Origin of the sequence: Pseudomonas paraversuta (assembly GCF_904067025.1) — a bacterium.
Lineage (GTDB): Bacteria > Pseudomonadota > Gammaproteobacteria > Pseudomonadales > Pseudomonadaceae > Aquipseudomonas > Aquipseudomonas paraversuta.
The window spans coordinates 3,374,362-3,391,279 of sequence record NZ_CAJFDA010000001.1; the positions used below are offsets into that span (position 1 = coordinate 3,374,362).

Consider the following 16,918-nt stretch of genomic DNA (forward strand, 5'->3'; position numbering starts at 1 on the left):
AAAGTCAATCTCCTCTAGCCTGACGGTCAATGCCTTCTCTTGAGGAAACAGCTGCATGTCGCCCTTCATTCGCCTGCTCGCCAGCTTTATCGCGCTCATCATGGCCATGGGTATTGGCCGCTTTTCTCTGACCCCACAACTGCCGCACCTGATCAGCGAGGGCCAGATTGACCTGACCGGCGCCGGCCTGATCGCGGCCGCCAACTATCTGGGGTATTTGCTCGGGGCACTGGACGCCATCCGCGCCAAACGTCCGGACCAGGTGCAAGGCCGCCTGCATGCCGGGCTATGGCTGTGCGTAGTGCTGACCCTGATTTCAGTCCTGGCCCAGGGCTTCTGGCCGCATCTGCTGTTGCGCTTCGGCACAGGGATTGCCAGCGCCTGGGTCATGGTGATGATCACATCCCTCAGCCAGCACCTGGCCGTGACCGCCATTCGCCCACGCCTGGGGGCACTGGTCTTTGCTGGCCCCGGGGTGGGCGTCCTGCTCACAGGCTTGCTGGCTCTGGTTGCAAATCTTTGGGGACAAAATTCGGCCACGCTCTGGCTGATTTACGCCGCTGCGGCACTGATCATGGTGCTGGCGATCCTGCCGATACTGCCGCAACCGGCCACCCTGCCGGCTGCAACGCACATCTCGCAGCCAGACACCCGCCAGCCCGGGATTGGCCGCCTGGGAGCGATTTATGGGCTGTATGGCCTGGGCTATATCATCCCGGCGACATTCCTGTCACAGATGGCCAGTGCCCAATTTCACGGGCAATGGCAAGCAGACTTGTTCTGGCCCGCCTTCGGATTGTGCGCAGCCATTGGTGTCGTGCTGATCAGTTTGCGCCGCCCCACACCCGGTACCACGGGCTACTGGTTGATGGGCGGGCTATGGATACAAGCACTGGGGGTGCTGGCGTGCCTGCTGCCGAGCAGTACCGGCCTGGCGCTGGGGGTAATCCTGTGCGGGACGCCGTTTTTAGCCTGCATGCCGCTGGTCATGCAACGCTCCAGGGAGCTCGCCCCTCACGCAACGCAGCGTAATGCAGCCTTGCTGACGGCCTGCTTTGCCGTGGGACAACTAGCCGGGCCATTGCTGGCCGCGCTCAGCAGCCATTTCAGTGGAACCCTGCACCCGGCGCTACTCATCGCTGCCAGCGGACTGATGCTGGCCGCAATGCTGGCCTGGCGCTCGGTCAGTGTCCCAGCAGTGCCCGCAGCCTGCGACGCATCCACTGCTCCGCGCTGACAAAGGTGATGCCGAGCAGCACCAGCACTGCGCCCACCACGAAATTGAAGCTCAAGGGCTCGCCCAGAATCAGCACCCCGAACGTGACTCCGAACAAGGGCGTCATAAACGAGAACACAGCCAGATTGGAGGCCATGTAGCGCTTGAGCAGCCAGAACCACACCAGGTAGCTGAAGAACGACACCACCAGCCCCTGGAACAGAACGCTGGCCACCGCCACGCCGGTAAGGCTGACATGGCTGATCTGTCCGCTGGCGGCGGCAATCACCAGCAGCCCCACAAAGCCGACAATCAGCTGGTAGAACAGGGTCAGCGTGACCGGCGCCTCGGATAACCGGGAGCCACGCACCACTACCGTGGTCGCGCCCCAGGCCATGCCCGCCAAAATGCCGTAGGCGTCGCCCAGCAACATGTTGCGATCCATGTCGGCAAATGAAATCCCGCCGGCAAAGGAAAAAGCGATGCCCAGAAACGCGAGGAAAATACCCAGCCACTGCAGCGGCCGCAAACGCTCGCTTGGCAATAACCAGTTAATTCCCAGCGCAGTGAAGATGGGCGCGGTATAGAGAAACACCGACATATGTGCGGCGCTGGTCAGTTGCAGGCCTTCGGCAATAAAGAAGAACTCGAGCCCGAACAGGCTGCCTGCCAGTAATCCGCCGCGCCAGGTGGATGGAACCTGGTCCCACCCGCCCTTCCAGCAGATCAGCAGGCCCACCAGCAGCGCCGCAATGCCGGAACGTGCCGCGGCCTGCATCACGGGCGCGATGTCAGGTGCTGCCGTTTTGATCACGACCTGTTGTACACCCCAGATTAGGCACAGGCCCAACATGACTTGCAGTGCGAAAGCATCCGTTGCTCGCCGCGTAACACTCATAGCACCACCTGAAAAAACCACGCCCGGGAAAGATCAAAAAACTCATTGTTCAGGTTTTACCGACCAGGCTCAGGTCGCCAGCTTGCGGGCCACCCAATAACCCGACAGCGAAGCAAGACAGGTCAGTAACCCGCCCCATGCCATGTCCATCAAGGCCAGTTGCGCAGACCAGCCCTGCAGGGTCGCCCAGTTGCTCATGTCATAGGTGCCATAAGCCACCAGGCCGAAGAAGGCACCGCTCAGCGCGGCCCTGAGCGCACTGCCCCGGCCCAGGGCCGGCAGCACGACAAAGAACACCAGGCCCGCCACGTACAGCAGGTAGAACGCAACAGCAGGCCCCCACTTCGGCTGCGCCAGCATCAGCGGGCCCAAAAGCTCCTTATAGGTAGAGCTCATGAGCACGCCCAGCCAAAGGCCGTCGAGCACCAGAAAAGCCAATAACGCACCGGCATACGCCCATACAACTCTCCTCATGTCGCGGCCCCTTGTGCTGGATCAGATCAGTTCGATGCGGTCCGGGTGAATCGCAATTTTGCCTTCCTTGTACAACGCGCCAATGGCTTTTTTGAAGTTGCCCTTGCTGACGCCAAACAGGTTGCTGATCGCTTCCGGTGCACTCTTGTCGCTGACCGGCAACACACCGTTGTTATCGCGCAACTTGCTGAGGATCTTCGAGTTAAGGCTGCTGGCAGCTTCTTGCCCGACCGGCTGCAGGCTCAGGCTGATCTTGCCGTCAGCCCGAATTTCCTTGATGTAGCCTTTTTCTTGCTTGCCGGCCCGCATGAACTTGAAGATTTCGTTCTTGTGGATCAAGCCCCAGTGCTTGTTGTTGATCACGGCTTTGAAGCCCATGTCCGTGGCTTCGGCCACCAACAGATCAACTTCCTGCCCCACCTGATAGTTCGGCGGGGTTTTGTCCAGGTAGCGGTCCAGACGCGCAGTGGCAGTGATACGGCGCGTGTGCTTGTCGAGGTAGACGTGTACCACGACGTATTCGCCAGCGGTCATCTGGCGTTTTTCTTCGGAATACGGCAACAGCAAATCTTTCGGCAGACCCCAATCGAGGAAAACACCGATGCTGTTAACTTCAACCACTTTAAGACTGGCAAACTCGCCAACCTGAACTTTTGGTTTTTCCGTGGTGGCAATTAACTTGTCAGCACTGTCCAAATAAACAAAGACGTTGAGCCAGTCTTCGTCTTCACTTGGAATATCTTTGGGAATATAACGGTTGGGCAACAGGATTTCGCCGTCCGCCCCGCCGTCCAGATACAAACCAAAGTTGGTGTGTTTAACCACTTGCAAACTGTTGTAGCGACCGATTAAAGCCATGTTCAATACCCTCATTACGTGGGCGGCATTCTACCCGAGTTTAGGTGTGCGAATTGGAGCGCCGCGGCCCGGCAGGCAAAAAATCTGTGACAGGCATGATTTATCAGGTTTTTTTTCCTCTGCGGGGGTGCCACTCGTCAGCCTGTAGGCGGCTGCCCCGCGCGCGCCCTGCGCCCCGCTCAGTTTCTAAAACCCTGATGTAGTGAATTAAAACAGCGAGTTAGGGAACTATTAGAGCTTCAATCAGATTGATCAATACCACCGCTTATTATTTTAGGAAGATATTTAACAAGCAATTGTCAAGCATTTCAGGTACTATCGCTGGCCAAGTTATTTTCTACAGGTCAATAGCCGCCATGCGTGTAAAAGCATCCGCCAGCAAAGCAAAGCCAGCTCCCGCTGTTGAAACCAGTGATTCAATCAATGCGCAAATTGAAGCATTCTTGAAATCCGGCGGCGAGATTCAGCAAATCAACAAAGGCGTCAGCGGCCAGACTTTTGGCCCGTCCAAGCAAATCACGCTCGGCAAAAAGTAATACCCCTCGCGTCATCTGGTCCTCAGGCGCTTTGCCTTCCAAAGCGCTAGGACTATCGAAACAACCCCCGCTGCAGCCGCCTGATCCAGAACCCCCAGCAAAAATAGACGAACGGCAATCAATCGCCGGCATTCATCCGTATCCTCTAAAGCCTCTAGATCAAGCCTTCCAGCCATCAGGGAGTGAACCATGCTGACACAGGCGTTACTGCTGGCCGGCACATTACTGGTCAGCACCATGGCCAATGCACAGGTATTTTCCCGGGAGCTGGGCGACTTTGACCTCAAGCTGGCCACCCAGCCAAGTCGCACCATGGCCCAGGGCCTGGTCAAGCCCACCAGCTCCGGCTCGACCTTCCATGGCGGCCTGGACCTGAGCCATGACAGCGGCTGGTATGCAGGGCAATGGGCACCGACCATGGGCATCAAGCCTGGCAGCAACCTCGAAGTTGATTCCTACCTGGGCTACAAACATCCTTTCGACCAGACCCTGAGCTACGAGCTGGGGATGATTCACTACAGCTACCCCAAACTCAACGAGCTCGACAGCCAGCAGATTTTTGCCGGCCTCACGATTCTGGGCACCCGTTTTGGCGCAGCGTTCAGTAACGATCCGGACCGCAAGGACAGCACCCTGTTTGCCGACCTCGGCGTCAACCAGCCTTTTGGCATCGGCATCAGCTTGAAATACACCACCCACCAACTGGGCACACCGGTATCCATTGCCGATGGCAGCAGTATCCACGCCTTCAATGACTGGTCAGTGAAGTTCTCGCGCCCCTGGATGGGCATCGACCTGAACCTGATCTATAGCGACTCTAGTCTCGATGGCGGCGAATGCTCGGCATACTCCGGGCAAAACAGCCAGTGCGACGGGTTGCTGACGTTCAAGGCCGAACGGACATTTTACTGATACTGGCTGGCACAACGCCGAATCAAGCAATTTGAACCTTGGCTGCCACGCCATCAAAGGTGTCCGGATCCAGCGCATCTTCTTGCTCGTCCAGTACCTGCAGCGGATGGCTGTTGCCCGGGATACTGCTGTCGATCAGGCTTAGCAGGCTGGCGCCTCGCGGGGTCAGGATGAAGTTCTCGCCATTGCCACCCTCATCTTCCGGACGCGTTTCGATAAAGCCGCGCTTTAGCAGCAAGGCTTCATAATCGGCAGCTTGCATCTTCAGATCATCCAGATTGCCAATCGGTTGCCCGGCGGCAGCTTGAGCAGCCGCGAGTTGTTCGGCATAGGCACGCGGCGCAAAATTTTCACCGGCGCTATTTTGCACTTCATGCAGCAGACGTTCGATCAGTGGCCAGTTGTAGGTAGTCATCAGCTTTTCGCTCCGTACGGTTCGATGAAATGAGCCCTCATCTGTAGTGACCGGCGCAGCGAGTGGACGTTCAGCTTTATGGCCGACCGGTGACCGGGCACTGACGAAACAGCATAAAGATGCCATCGCGAGCAAACCTTGCACCTGCCAGCACAAAAAAACCCGGCCTGGGCCGGGTTTTTTTGAGGTTACGCCTGGGCTTTATTCAGCGGCCGGGGCTTCTGGCTTGCGACGCTTGAGCGGTGCCATACCGTCCTTGCTGACCAGCGACAGGGCGTCGGTCTTGGGGCGGTTAGCGATTTTACGCTTGGTCGGCGCCTTGGCTCCGGTCTTCTTCTTGACGCCTTTGGCGTCGGTCTTTTTCTTCTTCACGCCAACGGCTTTGCCCGAGGCCTTGACGTTTTTCGGTCCGCCGTAGGTGCCTTTGACTTCCTTGATGGTGCGGCGCTCGAAGCTTTGCTTCAGGTAACGCTCAACGCTGGACATCAGGTTCCAGTCGCCGTGGCAGATCAGCGAGATCGCCAGACCATCATTGCCCGCACGGCCGGTACGGCCAATACGGTGGACGTATTCGTCGCCGCTGCGTGGCATGTCGAAGTTGATCACCATGTCCAGGCCGTCAACGTCCAGACCACGGGCCGCCACATCGGTGGCCACCAGAATCTTGACCCCGCCCTGCTTCAGGCGATCGATCGCCAGCTTGCGATCCTTCTGGTCTTTCTCACCGTGCAAGACGAACGCCTTGTAATCCTGAGCCACCAGGCGACCGTAGATACGGTCAGCCATGGCACGGGTATTGGTGAAGATAATGGCTTTTTGGTAAGTCTCGTTGGCCAGCAGCCAGTTAACGATTTGTTCTTTGTGCTGGTTGTGATCAGCGGTAATGACTTGCTGACGCGTAGTGGCGTTCAGCTGGCTGACCTGGTTGAGCTGCAAATGCTCGGCATTGTTCAGAACCTTGCCAATCATCTCGCGCAGACCGGAACCACCGGTGGTGGCCGAGAACAGCATGGTTTGCTGACGGTTCGGGCACTCATCCACCAGACGCTGAACGTCTTCGGAGAAGCCCATGTCGAGCATGCGGTCGGCTTCGTCGAGTACCAGCACTTCAACTTCTTTCAAGTCGAGGTTGCCGGCATTCAATTGCTCGAGCAGGCGACCCGGAGTACCGATCAGGATGTCCGGCACCTTGCGCAGCATGGCAGCCTGCACCTTGAAGTCTTCACCACCGGTTATCAGACCGGACTTGATGAACGTGAACTGGGAAAAGCGCTCAACTTCTTTCAGCGTTTGCTGTGCCAGCTCGCGGGTCGGCAGCAAAATCAGCGCTTTGATGCTCACGCGGATTTTCGCTGGACCAATCAGGCGATTAAGGATCGGCAGAACGAAAGCAGCGGTTTTGCCACTCCCGGTTTGAGCTGTAACCCGCAGGTCACGCCCTTCGAGCGCGAGCGGGATAGCCGCTGCTTGCACAGGCGTAGGCTCGACAAATTTAAGCTCGGCCACAGCTTTAAGCAGGCGTTCGTGCAGGGCGAAATCGGAAAACACGGGTGCTACCTCGAAGAAATACAAAAAATCAGCGGCATAGATTAACCGTTTCGAGCGCCAAGGCCGAGTTTCTTTGTACAAACGGCATGAAACAAATGATTTTTTAGGGTCTTTAGTCCAACGAGAGCCCTTAAATCGCTCTGAAGTGCTCTAATCCCAGGGATATTTCTTCTTGGGGTAACGCTTTAACTTATGGAAACTCAAACACTCTGGACCCAAATTCAGGATCTTTACGCCAACCTGGACCAACATCCCTGGGTATCGACCATCCTCGGCCTGATCGTGCTGGTTAGTATCGCCCTGCTGGCCGGGCACGTTGCACGCATCATTATTCTGCGCATCACCAAGATCCTTGGCCGCCAGCCTGCCCTGCACTGGATCAGCGACCTGCGCCAGCACAAGGTGTTCCACCGCGTGGCGCAACTGACGCCCTCGCTGATGGTGCAGTTCGGCCGCAACCTGATACCGGAGATGAGCGAAACCGGTCGCCACTTCCTCGGCAACCTGGCGCTGGCCATCACCATCTTTGTGCTGACCCGTGTCATCAGCGCGCTGCTGGATGCCCTGCTCGATATCTATTCGCGTACCAACTACGCCAAGACCCGCCCGATCAAGGGCTACATCCAGCTGACTAAAATGCTGCTGTATGTGTTTTCCGCCATCATCATTGTCGCAACCCTGATCGACCGTTCGCCGATGCTGCTGCTTTCGGGCCTGGGCGCGATGTCTGCGGTCATCTTGCTGGTCTACAAGGACACCCTGTTGTCTTTCGTGGCCAGTGTGCAATTGACCAGCAACGACTTGCTGCGGGTCGGTGACTGGATCGAAATGCCCCAGGTCGGCGCCGATGGCGACGTGATCGACATCACCCTGCACACCGTCAAAGTGCAGAACTTCGACAAGACTATCGTCTCGATTCCAACCTGGCGCCTGATGTCCGAGTCGTTCAAGAACTGGCGCGGCATGCAGCAGTCCGGCGGACGCCGAATCAAGCGAAGTCTGTTTATCGATGCCGGCAATATCGGTTTTCTGACTGACGAACAGGAACAACGTCTGGAGCAGGTACGCCTGCTGAGCGACTACCTGCATCGCAAGCAGGCCGAACTCAAAAGCTGGAACGAAGCACAGGGCAATGTGGCCGCTCTGTCAGCCAACCGTCGACGCATGACCAATATCGGGACCTTCCGCGCCTATGCGCTGGCTTATCTCAAAAGCCATCCCGAAATCCAGCCAAACATGACCTGCATGGTGCGTCAGTTGCAGCCCACGGCCCAGGGCGTACCGCTGGAGGTGTACTGCTTTACCCGCACGACGGTGTGGAGCGACTATGAACAAATCCAGGGCGATATCTTTGACTATCTGCTGTCAGTCATGCCCGAATTCGGCCTGAGCATCTATCAGCAACCGAGCGGCAATGATCTGCGCAACGGGCTGATGCCCGCCCTGACCAAAGAAGCCTGATCAACCGGCGCGACTCCAGGAGTCGCGCTTCCCTGAAAAAGAATGAATAGTGTCTCGGTCATTAACACTGACGTCTTCAAGTGCACAACGCTAAACCGGCATAATCCAGGTGCACGCGGCCAGGCTTAAGTGACACAAGGAACAAAACAGGTGAAACAAACAGACGCTGAATCAGCGCAACGCGGGATGGAGCCTGCTTGCTTGTATGATCCAGAGTTGATGCAACTCACCAGGGACGAAAAAACCGTACAGTTAGGCAGTAACGAAAGCGACTTTTTGCTCGCACTGATAGATGGCATATCAGATAAGGAATTACTTATCAGCCGGGTGTGGGGCGAGCGCGGTCTCGTGGTCTCGGATGGCAGTTATTACAAGACCCTGCATACATTACGGACGCACTTCTCGGCCATCGGATTGCCCCGCCACGCCATAAAAACCCTGCCCAGAAGAGGGGTGCTTCTGCTGTGCTCTGTCACCCTGAGCAGTCAACGCGAACCCCATGACGACAGTGTGCAGATCGAACCCGTTACTGAAAACACCCCCGTTCAACACCCCGCGCAATCAAGCGCACCGACTTTACTGAAGGCGCCCGAGCCCTCAAACGCTCAGACTCTTGTGATCCCGGCACCCGTTCCACAACCCCGTAACTTCTTCAGAATCATTGCGGGCTATGCCGTCGTGCTTGGCGGGCTGTTGATGCCAGTGGTTTATGCCTGGCTAGTGCTCAGCGGCCCTCCGGAACTTGAAGGCTGGAAAGCCATCTGGAGCGAGAACGGCCATACGCTGTATGTCGAGTCCAGCGAGACAATATCCAGAGATGACATTGCAGAACACATGAAACCTTTTGACCCCGGCCTGCTGTTTTCAGGCACCAGTTATTACATCAGAAAGCCATTGTCACAGTTGGTGATCAGTTGCGAAAAGCCTGAAAGTAAAGGAGAGGCCATATGCACCAATTACCAGAACGTTGGCAAAAAACCCTAGTCGGTGCAGGCCTGTTATCCCTGCTGGGTTTTGGCTGCCTGAGTGCGCGCCATGCCTGGATTATTTACAAGGACATTCCCAGAGCGCCGTGTTACGCCTCTGTTTATTTCAACAACGTGGAGTACAGCACTGGCAGATGGTCCGGCGCAGGCGATATCACCATTTCGCCCAAGGAAGATGCCATCTATGTGTACTACAAAATCAAAAGCCCGGATGACATCACCTACATTTACAACCGGAAATTTGAAGTTTCGACTAAAAAACTCGACACCTCGAGATTCCTCTTTGAAACCACCAATGTGGTGACTTTCGATAACGACACGGCTGGCAAGAACACACCCTTCATGTCCAGGGGAATGCATGGCGGCCTGATGACGTTCAATTATTTTTCCGATAACGAGTACTACTACAACATTAACAATTTTCTGACCGGCGTATGCCATGTACCCCGGTAGGTGCCATGCAAGTGTCGGCCGCAAAACACCCGGGCCAGGTCTGCGGGTGTTTTGCCAGTCCTTTGAGGTAGAGCGGTTACCCGCCAAGGTGGGATGAACAAGATAGAGACAAACGCACAACCGGGTACACACCGACGACCACACTATTGTTAATTGCAAAAAACCCGGCATTTCCCGCGCTCAAAGCGGCCGCACCAAACCCGTCAAACTTCAGTCGCCCTCGATTGAACCATTGTGTTTTCTGACTGGAAATCGACCCGCATTATGGTTGCGTAAGGTTAATTAAGACTGCGCACAAGCCCCCCCTTCCCCCCTGCGCTACCGTGCTTCCCTTAAGTCAGCCCCATGAGCTTATCGAATGACACGCCCGCACTTACACCGGTTGCTCCGGCACTGCCAGAGCCTGTGCCTGTTTTGCACAGCCACGTGCCAGAGACATTTTCAGCCCGCCGCTACTCGCCCAGCCACAGACCCGGACGCTGATAAATGAACGCCCCCTGCAACACCCCCTACTCATTGCCACAGCCGTCCAATACAGCACCCGCCCCATAACATGGAGATATATTCCGTGGCCCGCCCTATACGCTGGATAAAACCCACCTGCAAAAGAACACGTCACTTACCCGTCTGGAAGCGTTCATTAGCACTGACAGCGGACGGCACTCTATTTATGGCTGCGGCCATGGGAGGTTCGGAAAAAGAAGTCAGCTTTGCATCATTACACGAGAAAGTACCGAGCCTTATTTGTTTTGATCATGTGTATGTGCCTGCTGACTGGCTGCAACAGAGCTTTGGCGCAGCTAACCCCTGGTGCGATTCATTGATTAAAGCCGCACACCCTCATGTCTTGGATCAGGAGGGTTAATGCGGCTTGTAACATCATTGGGATTTAAATTGCGGATCGCCGGTGAGTTTGAATAAGAGCCCGATACCTTGCGGCCATATACCGTAACCGGTATCACCATTGATATGCCCCGCCTTTTGCAACCATACAAGTTCGCTGCCCCAGGCATCGCTGAAGGCACTTGCCCGGGCGCTGGAGACATAGGGGTCGTCCGTGCTGGCAACGGTAATCGAGGGGAAAGGCAGGCGATTGAGCGGCATGGGGGTAAAACCCGAGGTGCCCGGCGGGTAACTGTCGGCTTCGGTATCGCTGGGCGCTACCAGTAACGCGCCGCGCACACGTTCCGCCGCTTGCGGGTGCTGCTGTGCCCAGCGCGCAATCAGCGTACAGGCCAGGCTATGGCCCACCAGGACTACAGGGCGCTGGCTGCCTGCGACTTTCTCTTGCAGGCGCTGCACCCAATCCGTGCAGGTCGGGGTTTCCCAGTCCTGCTGTTTAACCCGGTGCAGCCCGCTGTAACGCTGCTCCCACTGCGATTGCCAATGCTCTGCCCCTGAATTGAACAGGCCCGGCAAGATCAACACCCTGACTGTCATCTCTGGTCTCCATTAGGTGGATGGGTTGCCGAAAACCTTAGACCGTCGCAGCCCTGCGGTCTAGCCGGCTGAGCCAGACGGCAAACAGAATCACCAGCCCCCCCAGCAACAGCCGGCCCAGAGGCTCGTGCTGGTTCCAGATCAGCAGGTTGAGCAATAAACCCACCGGCACATGCAAGTTGTTCATCACCGCCAGGGTGCCACCGGTGACCAGACAGGCCCCCTTGTTCCACCAGTACATGCCCAGGGCCGTGGAGACCAGCCCCAGGAACACCAGCACGGCCCATTGCAAAGGCGCGTCGGGTAAAAAGTCGGCTTTGCCGAATGCCAGGAAGGCCGGCAATACCACCGCCAAAGCGCCGAGGTAAAAGAAACCGAAACGCCGGTAATGCGGCAGCTCGCTCGGATAACGCGCCACCAGACGCCTGTACAGCACCTGACCGGCGGCATAGGTGAAGTTGGCCAGTTGTAACAACAGGAAGCCTTTAAAGAAGTCCCCGCTGATGCTGTCAAAGCGAATCACGGCCGCCCCCGATACAGCCACCAGCGCCGCCACCAGTGCCCATGGGTTGAAGCGCCGGTTAAGGGCATCTTCGATCAGGGTCACGTGCAACGGCGTGAGGATGGTGAACAACAGGACTTCGGGCACCGTGAGCACGCGAAAGCTCAGGTACAGACAGACGTAGGTAATGCCGAATTGCAAGGCGCCGATCAGCAGCATGCCGCGCATGAAACCGGGTTCCACCTGGCGCCAGCGGGTCAGCGGAATAAACACCAGCCCGGCCAGTACCACGCGCACCAGTACTGCAAAGTAGCTGTCGACGTGTCCAGCCAGATACTCACCGATCAAGCTGAAGGAAAACGCCTGAATCAGCGTCACAATTAACAGATAACCCATGAATGTCTCGCCCGGAATGTCGTGATTGCCTGACAGCAGATACGGCCGCCGGCTTGTTTCGCAGGGCGCGACATTAGCGGTTTTGCGCCGCTGGCGAAATGCCTGTCAAAAAAAACCCGGTCCAGCGTTAAAGCTGACCGGGTGTGAGCACTCAGGAGAGAAGTGCAAAGGGAGGTTCGATGCGCGAACCGCATGCTTGAAGGAGCAATGAAACGATTTAGCCAGCCGCCGATTATCTGTCGATTAACAGCCTATGCGACTTCAGAAACCCGGGCCTTGGCCTGGTTCAAACCTTTTTCCTGAAAATCACCGCCCAGGTTCATCCCTTCGGCATGGATAAAGGTCAGGTCATGAATGCCGATAAATGCCATCACCTGACGCAGGTAGGGTTCCTGATGGTCCGCCGGGCTGCCGGCATAGATCCCGCCACGCGCCGTCAGCACGTAGGCTTTCTTGCCGGTCAGCAGCCCCTGGGGCCCGGTGTCTGTGTATTTGAAAGTGGTGCCGGCCCGCAGAACATGGTCAAGCCAGGCTTTGAGAGTGCTGGGAATCGCAAAGTTGTACATCGGCGCCGCCATCAACAGCACATCAGCCGCCAGCAGCTCATCGGTGAGCTCGTTGGAGCGCTGCAGAGAGGCTTTCTCGGCTGCAGAACGTTGTTCTTCGGGCTTCATCCAGCCACCCAGCAGGTCAGCGTCCAGGTGCGGTACCGGGTTCAACGCCAGGTCGCGAACGGTGATCTGATCATCAGGATGGAGCGATTGCCATTGACTGATGAACTGCCGGGTCAGCTGGCGGGAAAATGAATCCTGCTGACGGGCACTGCTTTCAATGATCAGAACTCGTGACATGCTGGCTAGACTCCATCGGTAAATGCTGTAAGACGATGGAGCGAAGATTAGAGTGCATAGGTTCGATGAAAAAGCGCAAAAAATTGCTACAACCTATCTATAATCCTGTTTATATAGCGAAAACCTGTAGCCATTGCTGCAGCTCGCAATAACACAGACTCCGGCAAAGGAATTCATCGTGAAGGCGCCCCGTGTAACCCTTGATCAATGGCGCACCCTGCAAGCGGTGGTCGACCACGGCGGCTTCGCTCAAGCCGCCGAAGTTCTGCATCGCTCGCAATCATCGGTCAGCTACACCGTAGCCCGCATGCAGGATCAACTCGGCGTGCCGTTGTTACGGATCGACGGGCGCAAGGCAGTACTCACCGAAGCCGGTGGCGTATTGCTGCGCCGTTCTAGGCAACTGGTCAAACAGGCCAGCCAGCTCGAAGACCTGGCCCACCACATGGAGCAAGGCTGGGAAGCCGAAGTGCGGCTAGTGGTCGATGCGGCCTACCCCAATGCACGGCTGGTACGCGCCCTGACCGCGTTCATGCCGCAAAGCCGCGGTTGCCGTGTGCGCTTGCGCGAAGAAGTGCTGTCGGGCGTTGAAGAAGTGTTGCTGGAAGGCGTGGCTGACCTGGCCATCAGCAGCTTCAACATCCCCGGCTATCTGGGCGCCGAGCTCAGTGCCGTGGAGTTTGTTGCCGTAGCTCACCCTGATCACCCGCTGCATCGCCTGCAGCGCGAGCTGCATTTCCAGGACCTCGAAAGCCAGCTGCAGGTGGTGATCCGCGACTCGGGACGCCAGCAACCGCGCGACATGGGCTGGCTGGGAGCGGAACAGCGCTGGACCGTCGGCAGCCTGGCCACCGCTGCAGCCTTTGTGGGCAGCGGCCTGGGATTTGCCTGGTTGCCGCGACACATGATTGAACGCGAGCTCAAGGAAGGCGTGCTCAAACAGTTGCCTCTGGATCAGGGCGGCAGCCGTCACCCGCTGTTCTTCCTGTACTCCAACAAAGACAAACCCCTGGGCCCGGCCACACAAATACTTGTCGAACTATTGCGCACCTTCGATACCGCGCCCCTGGACGCGCCTTTTGCTGCCCCTCTGCAAGGCTGATCAAGCTTGCTCGGGCATGACAACGGTGGGCAGGAACAATGATCGCGAATATCCTGTCCAAGGTCGGCGGCCAGTCTGAACTCACTGGCGCCGTCATCACCCTATTCCATCGCGCGTGAGTTACCTCGCGCAGTTGCTCTCACTGTCCAGGATCCTGAACCCATGCTGAAAAAAATCGCCCTCGCCGCCGGTGCCCTGCTGTTCGCTGCCAACCTGATGGCGGCCACCACCGCACCGACCAAAGCGCCCCATGTTGTGCTGGACACCAGTTTCGGCCAGATCGAAATTGAACTGGACCCGGTCAAGGCTCCGATCAGCAGCAAAAACTTTCTGGAGTACGTCGACAGCGGCTTCTACAACAACACCATTTTCCACCGTGTGATTCCTGGCTTTATGGTGCAAGGCGGCGGCTTTACCGAACAAATGACCCAAAAGCCGACCCGCGACCCGATCAGGAACGAAGCCAGCAACGGCCTGCACAACGTGCGCGGCACCCTGTCGATGGCCCGTACGTCCAACCCGAACTCCGCCACCAGCCAGTTCTTTATCAACGTGGCTGACAACGCGTTTCTGGATCCGGGCCGTGACGCCGGTTATGCGGTATTCGCCAAGGTGGTGAATGGCATGGACGTGGTTGACCAGATCGTCAACTCGCAGACCACCACCAAGCAAGGCATGCAGAATGTCCCGATCGATCCCGTATTGATCAAGTCCGCCAAGCGCGTTGACTGAGGCAATGGTTCACACAAGGACTTTGACCGAACACTGAACCAGCAAGAGCGAGCTTTCGGGTCAATTTCTGGAAGCTCGCTCCTGCAGGAGGGTGCGGGGTCATACCACTAAAGGAGAGCCCGCACTGCGGGCGTCAGTGCCAATGCTTTATCGCTATTTTGAAAAGCTGATCGATATTTTCCGCGAAGCACCCACGCCCGCTCCTCCCAGTACCGTCTGGGCGTTTTATTACTACTACCTGCGCCAGGTGTGGCCGATCTTTGCCGCCCTGCTGGTGGTCGGGCTGATTGCCGCCTTGATCGAGGTCTCACTGTTCAGCTACCTGAGCACACTGATTGACCTGACCCAGGGCACACCCAACACCGACTTCTTCAAGATCCACAGCAACGAACTGATCTGGATGGCAGTCGTCGCACTGATCATCCGCCCGATTTTCTTCGGCCTGCATGACCTGCTGGTGCACCAGACCCTGAGCCCGAGCATGACCAGCATGATCCGCTGGCAAAACCACAGCTACGTGCTCAAACAAAGCCTCAACTTCTTTCAAAACGACTTCGCCGGCCGGATCGCCCAGCGCATCATGCAAACCGGCAACTCGCTGCGTGACTCGGCGGTGCAGGCGGTCGATGCCCTGTGGCATGTATTGATCTATGCCATCAGCTCGCTGGTGCTGTTTGCCGAAGCTGACTGGCGTCTGATGATCCCGCTGCTGACCTGGATCGCCTGCTATATCGGCGCCCTGTACTACTTCGTGCCCCGGGTCAAAGAACGCTCGGTGGTGTCCTCCGATGCCCGCTCCAAACTGATGGGCCGGATCGTTGACGGCTATACCAATATCACCACCCTCAAACTCTTTGCCCATACCAACTTCGAGCAGCAATACGCCCGCGAAGCAATCATCGAGCAGACCGAAAAAACCCAGCTGGCGAGCCGCGTAGTGACCAGCATGGATGTCACCATCACCACCCTCAACGGCCTGTTGATCGTCACCACCAGCGGTCTGGCATTGTGGCTGTGGAGCCAGTCGCTGATCAGCGTGGGGGCCATTGCCCTGGCCACAGGCCTGGTGATTCGCATCGTCAACATGTCCGGCTGGATCATGTGGGTAGTCAACGGCATCTTTGAAAACATCGGTATGGTCCAGGACGGCTTGCAGACCATTGCCCAGCCTGTGGCCGTGACTGATCGCGAACAGGCTCCGCGCCTGAATGTAGAGCGCGGCGAAGTGCGCTTTGAGCACGTGGACTTCCACTACGGCAAACGCAGCGGCATCATCAGCGACCTCAATCTGGTGATCAAACCCGGCGAGAAAATCGGCTTGATCGGTCCTTCCGGCGCGGGCAAGTCAACGCTGGTCAACCTGCTGTTGCGCCTGTACGACTTGCAAGGCGGAAAAATCCTGATCGACGGTCAGAATATCGCCCAAGTGACCCAGGAAAGCCTGCGCGAACAAATAGGCATGATTACCCAGGACACCTCGCTGCTGCATCGTTCGATCCGCGACAATCTGCTGTACGGCAAACCGGATGCCACCGATGAAGAGCTCTGGGAGGCCGTACGCAAGGCCCGCGCCGACGAGTTCATCCCGAACCTGTCGGATGCCCAGGGCCGTAGCGGCTTCGACGCCCACGTGGGCGAGCGCGGGGTCAAGCTCTCGGGGGGCCAGCGCCAGCGCATCGCCATTGCCCGGGTACTGCTCAAGAACGCGCCAATCCTGATCATGGACGAGGCCACCTCGGCGCTGGACTCCGAAGTTGAAGCCGCCATTCAGGAAAGCCTCGAAACCCTGATGCAAGGCAAAACCGTGATTGCCATCGCTCACCGGCTGTCCACCATCGCCCGCATGGACCGCCTGGTGGTCCTGGAAAAAGGCCATATTGCAGAGTCCGGAACCCATGCCGAACTGCTCGCCCATGGCGGTTTGTATGCGCGCCTGTGGCAGCACCAGACAGGCGGTTTTGTCGGTCTGGACTGAGTTAAAAAAGCAGCTCTGCAACGCCATTGATAGACAGCGCCAGCGCCCGGTTTTTAAGGGCTCTGGGGTTTTTCAGGGCGTTTGCCAATCCTTGGCGCCCTGGTGTATTTCAATAATCTCGGGGCGGATGTGCGAAATGCTGATGACGGCGATGTTGATCATC

The 16,918-nt window shown here is 57.2% G+C and carries 18 protein-coding genes; 10 read left to right on the forward strand and 8 right to left on the reverse strand.

What is annotated here, in order from left to right; translation table 11 throughout:
* Positions 1 to 55: 55 nt before the first annotated feature.
* A complete protein-coding gene (locus tag JQ848_RS15295; protein ID WP_202210913.1) occupies positions 56 to 1,237 on the forward strand; it encodes an MFS transporter in 1,182 nt (393 codons plus the stop codon).
* Here JQ848_RS15295 and JQ848_RS15300 read toward each other — a convergent pair.
* The 3 genes from JQ848_RS15300 to JQ848_RS15310 form a co-directional block, all read right to left on the reverse strand.
* On the reverse strand, positions 1,185 to 2,114 hold the full coding sequence (locus JQ848_RS15300; RefSeq protein WP_003441696.1) for a DMT family transporter: 930 nt from the start codon (positions 2,112 to 2,114) through the stop codon (positions 1,185 to 1,187). The two genes, JQ848_RS15295 and JQ848_RS15300, sit on opposite strands and share 53 nt — an antisense overlap.
* A gap of 69 nt (positions 2,115 to 2,183) precedes the next feature.
* Positions 2,184 to 2,588 carry a DUF2177 family protein gene (locus JQ848_RS15305; RefSeq protein ID WP_003441694.1) on the reverse strand — a complete coding sequence of 135 codons (405 nt, stop codon included), beginning with the start codon at positions 2,586 to 2,588 and terminating at the stop codon, positions 2,184 to 2,186.
* Positions 2,589 to 2,609: 21 nt separating this feature from the next.
* Complete coding sequence (locus tag JQ848_RS15310) at positions 2,610 to 3,446, reverse strand: CvfB family protein (protein WP_003441692.1); 837 nt, start codon at positions 3,444 to 3,446, stop codon at positions 2,610 to 2,612.
* Between the two features lie 356 nt (positions 3,447 to 3,802).
* Here JQ848_RS15310 and JQ848_RS15315 point away from each other — a divergent pair, with 356 nt between their 5' ends.
* The gene (locus JQ848_RS15315; protein WP_003441690.1) at positions 3,803 to 3,982 is read left to right on the forward strand and encodes a hypothetical protein; all 180 of its coding nucleotides are present in this window, start codon (positions 3,803 to 3,805) and stop codon (positions 3,980 to 3,982) included.
* Positions 3,983 to 4,171: 189 nt separating this feature from the next.
* On the forward strand, positions 4,172 to 4,894 hold the full coding sequence (locus JQ848_RS15320; RefSeq protein WP_003441688.1) for a TorF family putative porin: 723 nt from the start codon (positions 4,172 to 4,174) through the stop codon (positions 4,892 to 4,894).
* A gap of 22 nt (positions 4,895 to 4,916) precedes the next feature.
* Here JQ848_RS15320 and JQ848_RS15325 read toward each other — a convergent pair whose 3' ends face one another.
* Both JQ848_RS15325 and JQ848_RS15330 read right to left on the reverse strand, forming a co-directional pair.
* Entirely contained in the window at positions 4,917 to 5,309 is a 393-nt protein-coding gene (locus JQ848_RS15325) for a hypothetical protein (protein ID WP_003441686.1), read from the reverse strand.
* A gap of 201 nt (positions 5,310 to 5,510) precedes the next feature.
* Positions 5,511 to 6,857, reverse strand: a complete 1,347-nt coding sequence (locus tag JQ848_RS15330) for a DEAD/DEAH box helicase (protein WP_003441684.1) — start codon at positions 6,855 to 6,857, stop codon at positions 5,511 to 5,513.
* A 192-nt stretch (positions 6,858 to 7,049) separates the two neighbouring features.
* Here JQ848_RS15330 and JQ848_RS15335 point away from each other — a divergent pair, with 192 nt between their 5' ends.
* From JQ848_RS15335 to JQ848_RS15350, 4 genes are all read left to right on the forward strand, one after another.
* The gene (locus tag JQ848_RS15335) at positions 7,050 to 8,318 is read left to right on the forward strand and encodes a mechanosensitive ion channel family protein (RefSeq protein WP_003441683.1); all 1,269 of its coding nucleotides are present in this window, start codon (positions 7,050 to 7,052) and stop codon (positions 8,316 to 8,318) included.
* Positions 8,319 to 8,468: 150 nt separating this feature from the next.
* Positions 8,469 to 9,302, forward strand: coding sequence for a winged helix-turn-helix domain-containing protein (locus JQ848_RS15340; protein ID WP_127196222.1), 834 nt, complete (start codon positions 8,469 to 8,471; stop codon positions 9,300 to 9,302).
* The gene (locus JQ848_RS15345) at positions 9,266 to 9,757 is read left to right on the forward strand and encodes a hypothetical protein (RefSeq protein WP_202210914.1); all 492 of its coding nucleotides are present in this window, start codon (positions 9,266 to 9,268) and stop codon (positions 9,755 to 9,757) included. The genes JQ848_RS15340 and JQ848_RS15345 overlap by 37 nt, the downstream gene beginning before the upstream one ends.
* A gap of 568 nt (positions 9,758 to 10,325) precedes the next feature.
* On the forward strand, positions 10,326 to 10,622 hold the full coding sequence (locus tag JQ848_RS15350) for a hypothetical protein (RefSeq protein ID WP_127196221.1): 297 nt from the start codon (positions 10,326 to 10,328) through the stop codon (positions 10,620 to 10,622).
* Between the two features lie 14 nt (positions 10,623 to 10,636).
* Here JQ848_RS15350 and JQ848_RS15355 read toward each other — a convergent pair whose 3' ends face one another.
* The 3 genes from JQ848_RS15355 to JQ848_RS15365 all read right to left on the reverse strand — a co-directional run bounded on the left by JQ848_RS15355 (position 10,637) and on the right by JQ848_RS15365 (position 12,946).
* Entirely contained in the window at positions 10,637 to 11,197 is a 561-nt protein-coding gene (locus JQ848_RS15355) for an RBBP9/YdeN family alpha/beta hydrolase (protein ID WP_003441677.1), read from the reverse strand.
* Between the two features lie 37 nt (positions 11,198 to 11,234).
* The gene (locus JQ848_RS15360) at positions 11,235 to 12,095 is read right to left on the reverse strand and encodes a carboxylate/amino acid/amine transporter (RefSeq protein WP_003441675.1); all 861 of its coding nucleotides are present in this window, start codon (positions 12,093 to 12,095) and stop codon (positions 11,235 to 11,237) included.
* Positions 12,096 to 12,346: 251 nt separating this feature from the next.
* A complete protein-coding gene (locus tag JQ848_RS15365) occupies positions 12,347 to 12,946 on the reverse strand; it encodes an FMN-dependent NADH-azoreductase (protein WP_010656463.1) in 600 nt (199 codons plus the stop codon).
* Between the two features lie 178 nt (positions 12,947 to 13,124).
* Here JQ848_RS15365 and JQ848_RS15370 point away from each other — a divergent pair, with 178 nt between their 5' ends.
* The 3 genes from JQ848_RS15370 (at position 13,125) to JQ848_RS15380 (ending at position 16,755) form a co-directional block, all read left to right on the forward strand.
* On the forward strand, positions 13,125 to 14,048 hold the full coding sequence (locus tag JQ848_RS15370; RefSeq protein ID WP_003441671.1) for a LysR family transcriptional regulator: 924 nt from the start codon (positions 13,125 to 13,127) through the stop codon (positions 14,046 to 14,048).
* A 162-nt stretch (positions 14,049 to 14,210) separates the two neighbouring features.
* On the forward strand, positions 14,211 to 14,780 hold the full coding sequence (locus JQ848_RS15375) for a peptidylprolyl isomerase (protein WP_003441669.1): 570 nt from the start codon (positions 14,211 to 14,213) through the stop codon (positions 14,778 to 14,780).
* 142 nt (positions 14,781 to 14,922) lie between these two features.
* Positions 14,923 to 16,755 carry an ABC transporter ATP-binding protein gene (locus tag JQ848_RS15380; RefSeq protein ID WP_003441666.1) on the forward strand — a complete coding sequence of 611 codons (1,833 nt, stop codon included), beginning with the start codon at positions 14,923 to 14,925 and terminating at the stop codon, positions 16,753 to 16,755.
* Positions 16,756 to 16,918 lie beyond the last annotated feature (163 nt).

Excerpts from the sequence above, each read along its gene's own strand:
- JQ848_RS15360 (WP_003441675.1), bottom strand. The coding sequence starts at position 12,095 with ATGGGTTATCTGTTAATTGTGACGCTGATTCAGGCGTTTTCCTTCAGC.
- JQ848_RS15375 (WP_003441669.1), top strand. The coding sequence starts at position 14,211 with ATGCTGAAAAAAATCGCCCTCGCCGCCGGTGCCCTGCTGTTCGCTGCC.
- JQ848_RS15320 (WP_003441688.1), top strand. The coding sequence starts at position 4,172 with ATGCTGACACAGGCGTTACTGCTGGCCGGCACATTACTGGTCAGCACC.
- JQ848_RS15380 (WP_003441666.1), top strand. The coding sequence starts at position 14,923 with ATGCTTTATCGCTATTTTGAAAAGCTGATCGATATTTTCCGCGAAGCA.
- JQ848_RS15295 (WP_202210913.1), top strand. The coding sequence starts at position 56 with ATGTCGCCCTTCATTCGCCTGCTCGCCAGCTTTATCGCGCTCATCATG.
- JQ848_RS15310 (WP_003441692.1), bottom strand. The coding sequence starts at position 3,446 with ATGGCTTTAATCGGTCGCTACAACAGTTTGCAAGTGGTTAAACACACC.
- JQ848_RS15325 (WP_003441686.1), bottom strand. The coding sequence starts at position 5,309 with ATGACTACCTACAACTGGCCACTGATCGAACGTCTGCTGCATGAAGTG.
- JQ848_RS15315 (WP_003441690.1), top strand. The coding sequence starts at position 3,803 with ATGCGTGTAAAAGCATCCGCCAGCAAAGCAAAGCCAGCTCCCGCTGTT.
- JQ848_RS15300 (WP_003441696.1), bottom strand. The coding sequence starts at position 2,114 with ATGAGTGTTACGCGGCGAGCAACGGATGCTTTCGCACTGCAAGTCATG.
- JQ848_RS15335 (WP_003441683.1), top strand. The coding sequence starts at position 7,050 with ATGGAAACTCAAACACTCTGGACCCAAATTCAGGATCTTTACGCCAAC.
- JQ848_RS15305 (WP_003441694.1), bottom strand. The coding sequence starts at position 2,588 with ATGAGGAGAGTTGTATGGGCGTATGCCGGTGCGTTATTGGCTTTTCTG.
- JQ848_RS15355 (WP_003441677.1), bottom strand. The coding sequence starts at position 11,197 with ATGACAGTCAGGGTGTTGATCTTGCCGGGCCTGTTCAATTCAGGGGCA.
- JQ848_RS15365 (WP_010656463.1), bottom strand. The coding sequence starts at position 12,946 with ATGTCACGAGTTCTGATCATTGAAAGCAGTGCCCGTCAGCAGGATTCA.
- JQ848_RS15345 (WP_202210914.1), top strand. The coding sequence starts at position 9,266 with ATGCACCAATTACCAGAACGTTGGCAAAAAACCCTAGTCGGTGCAGGC.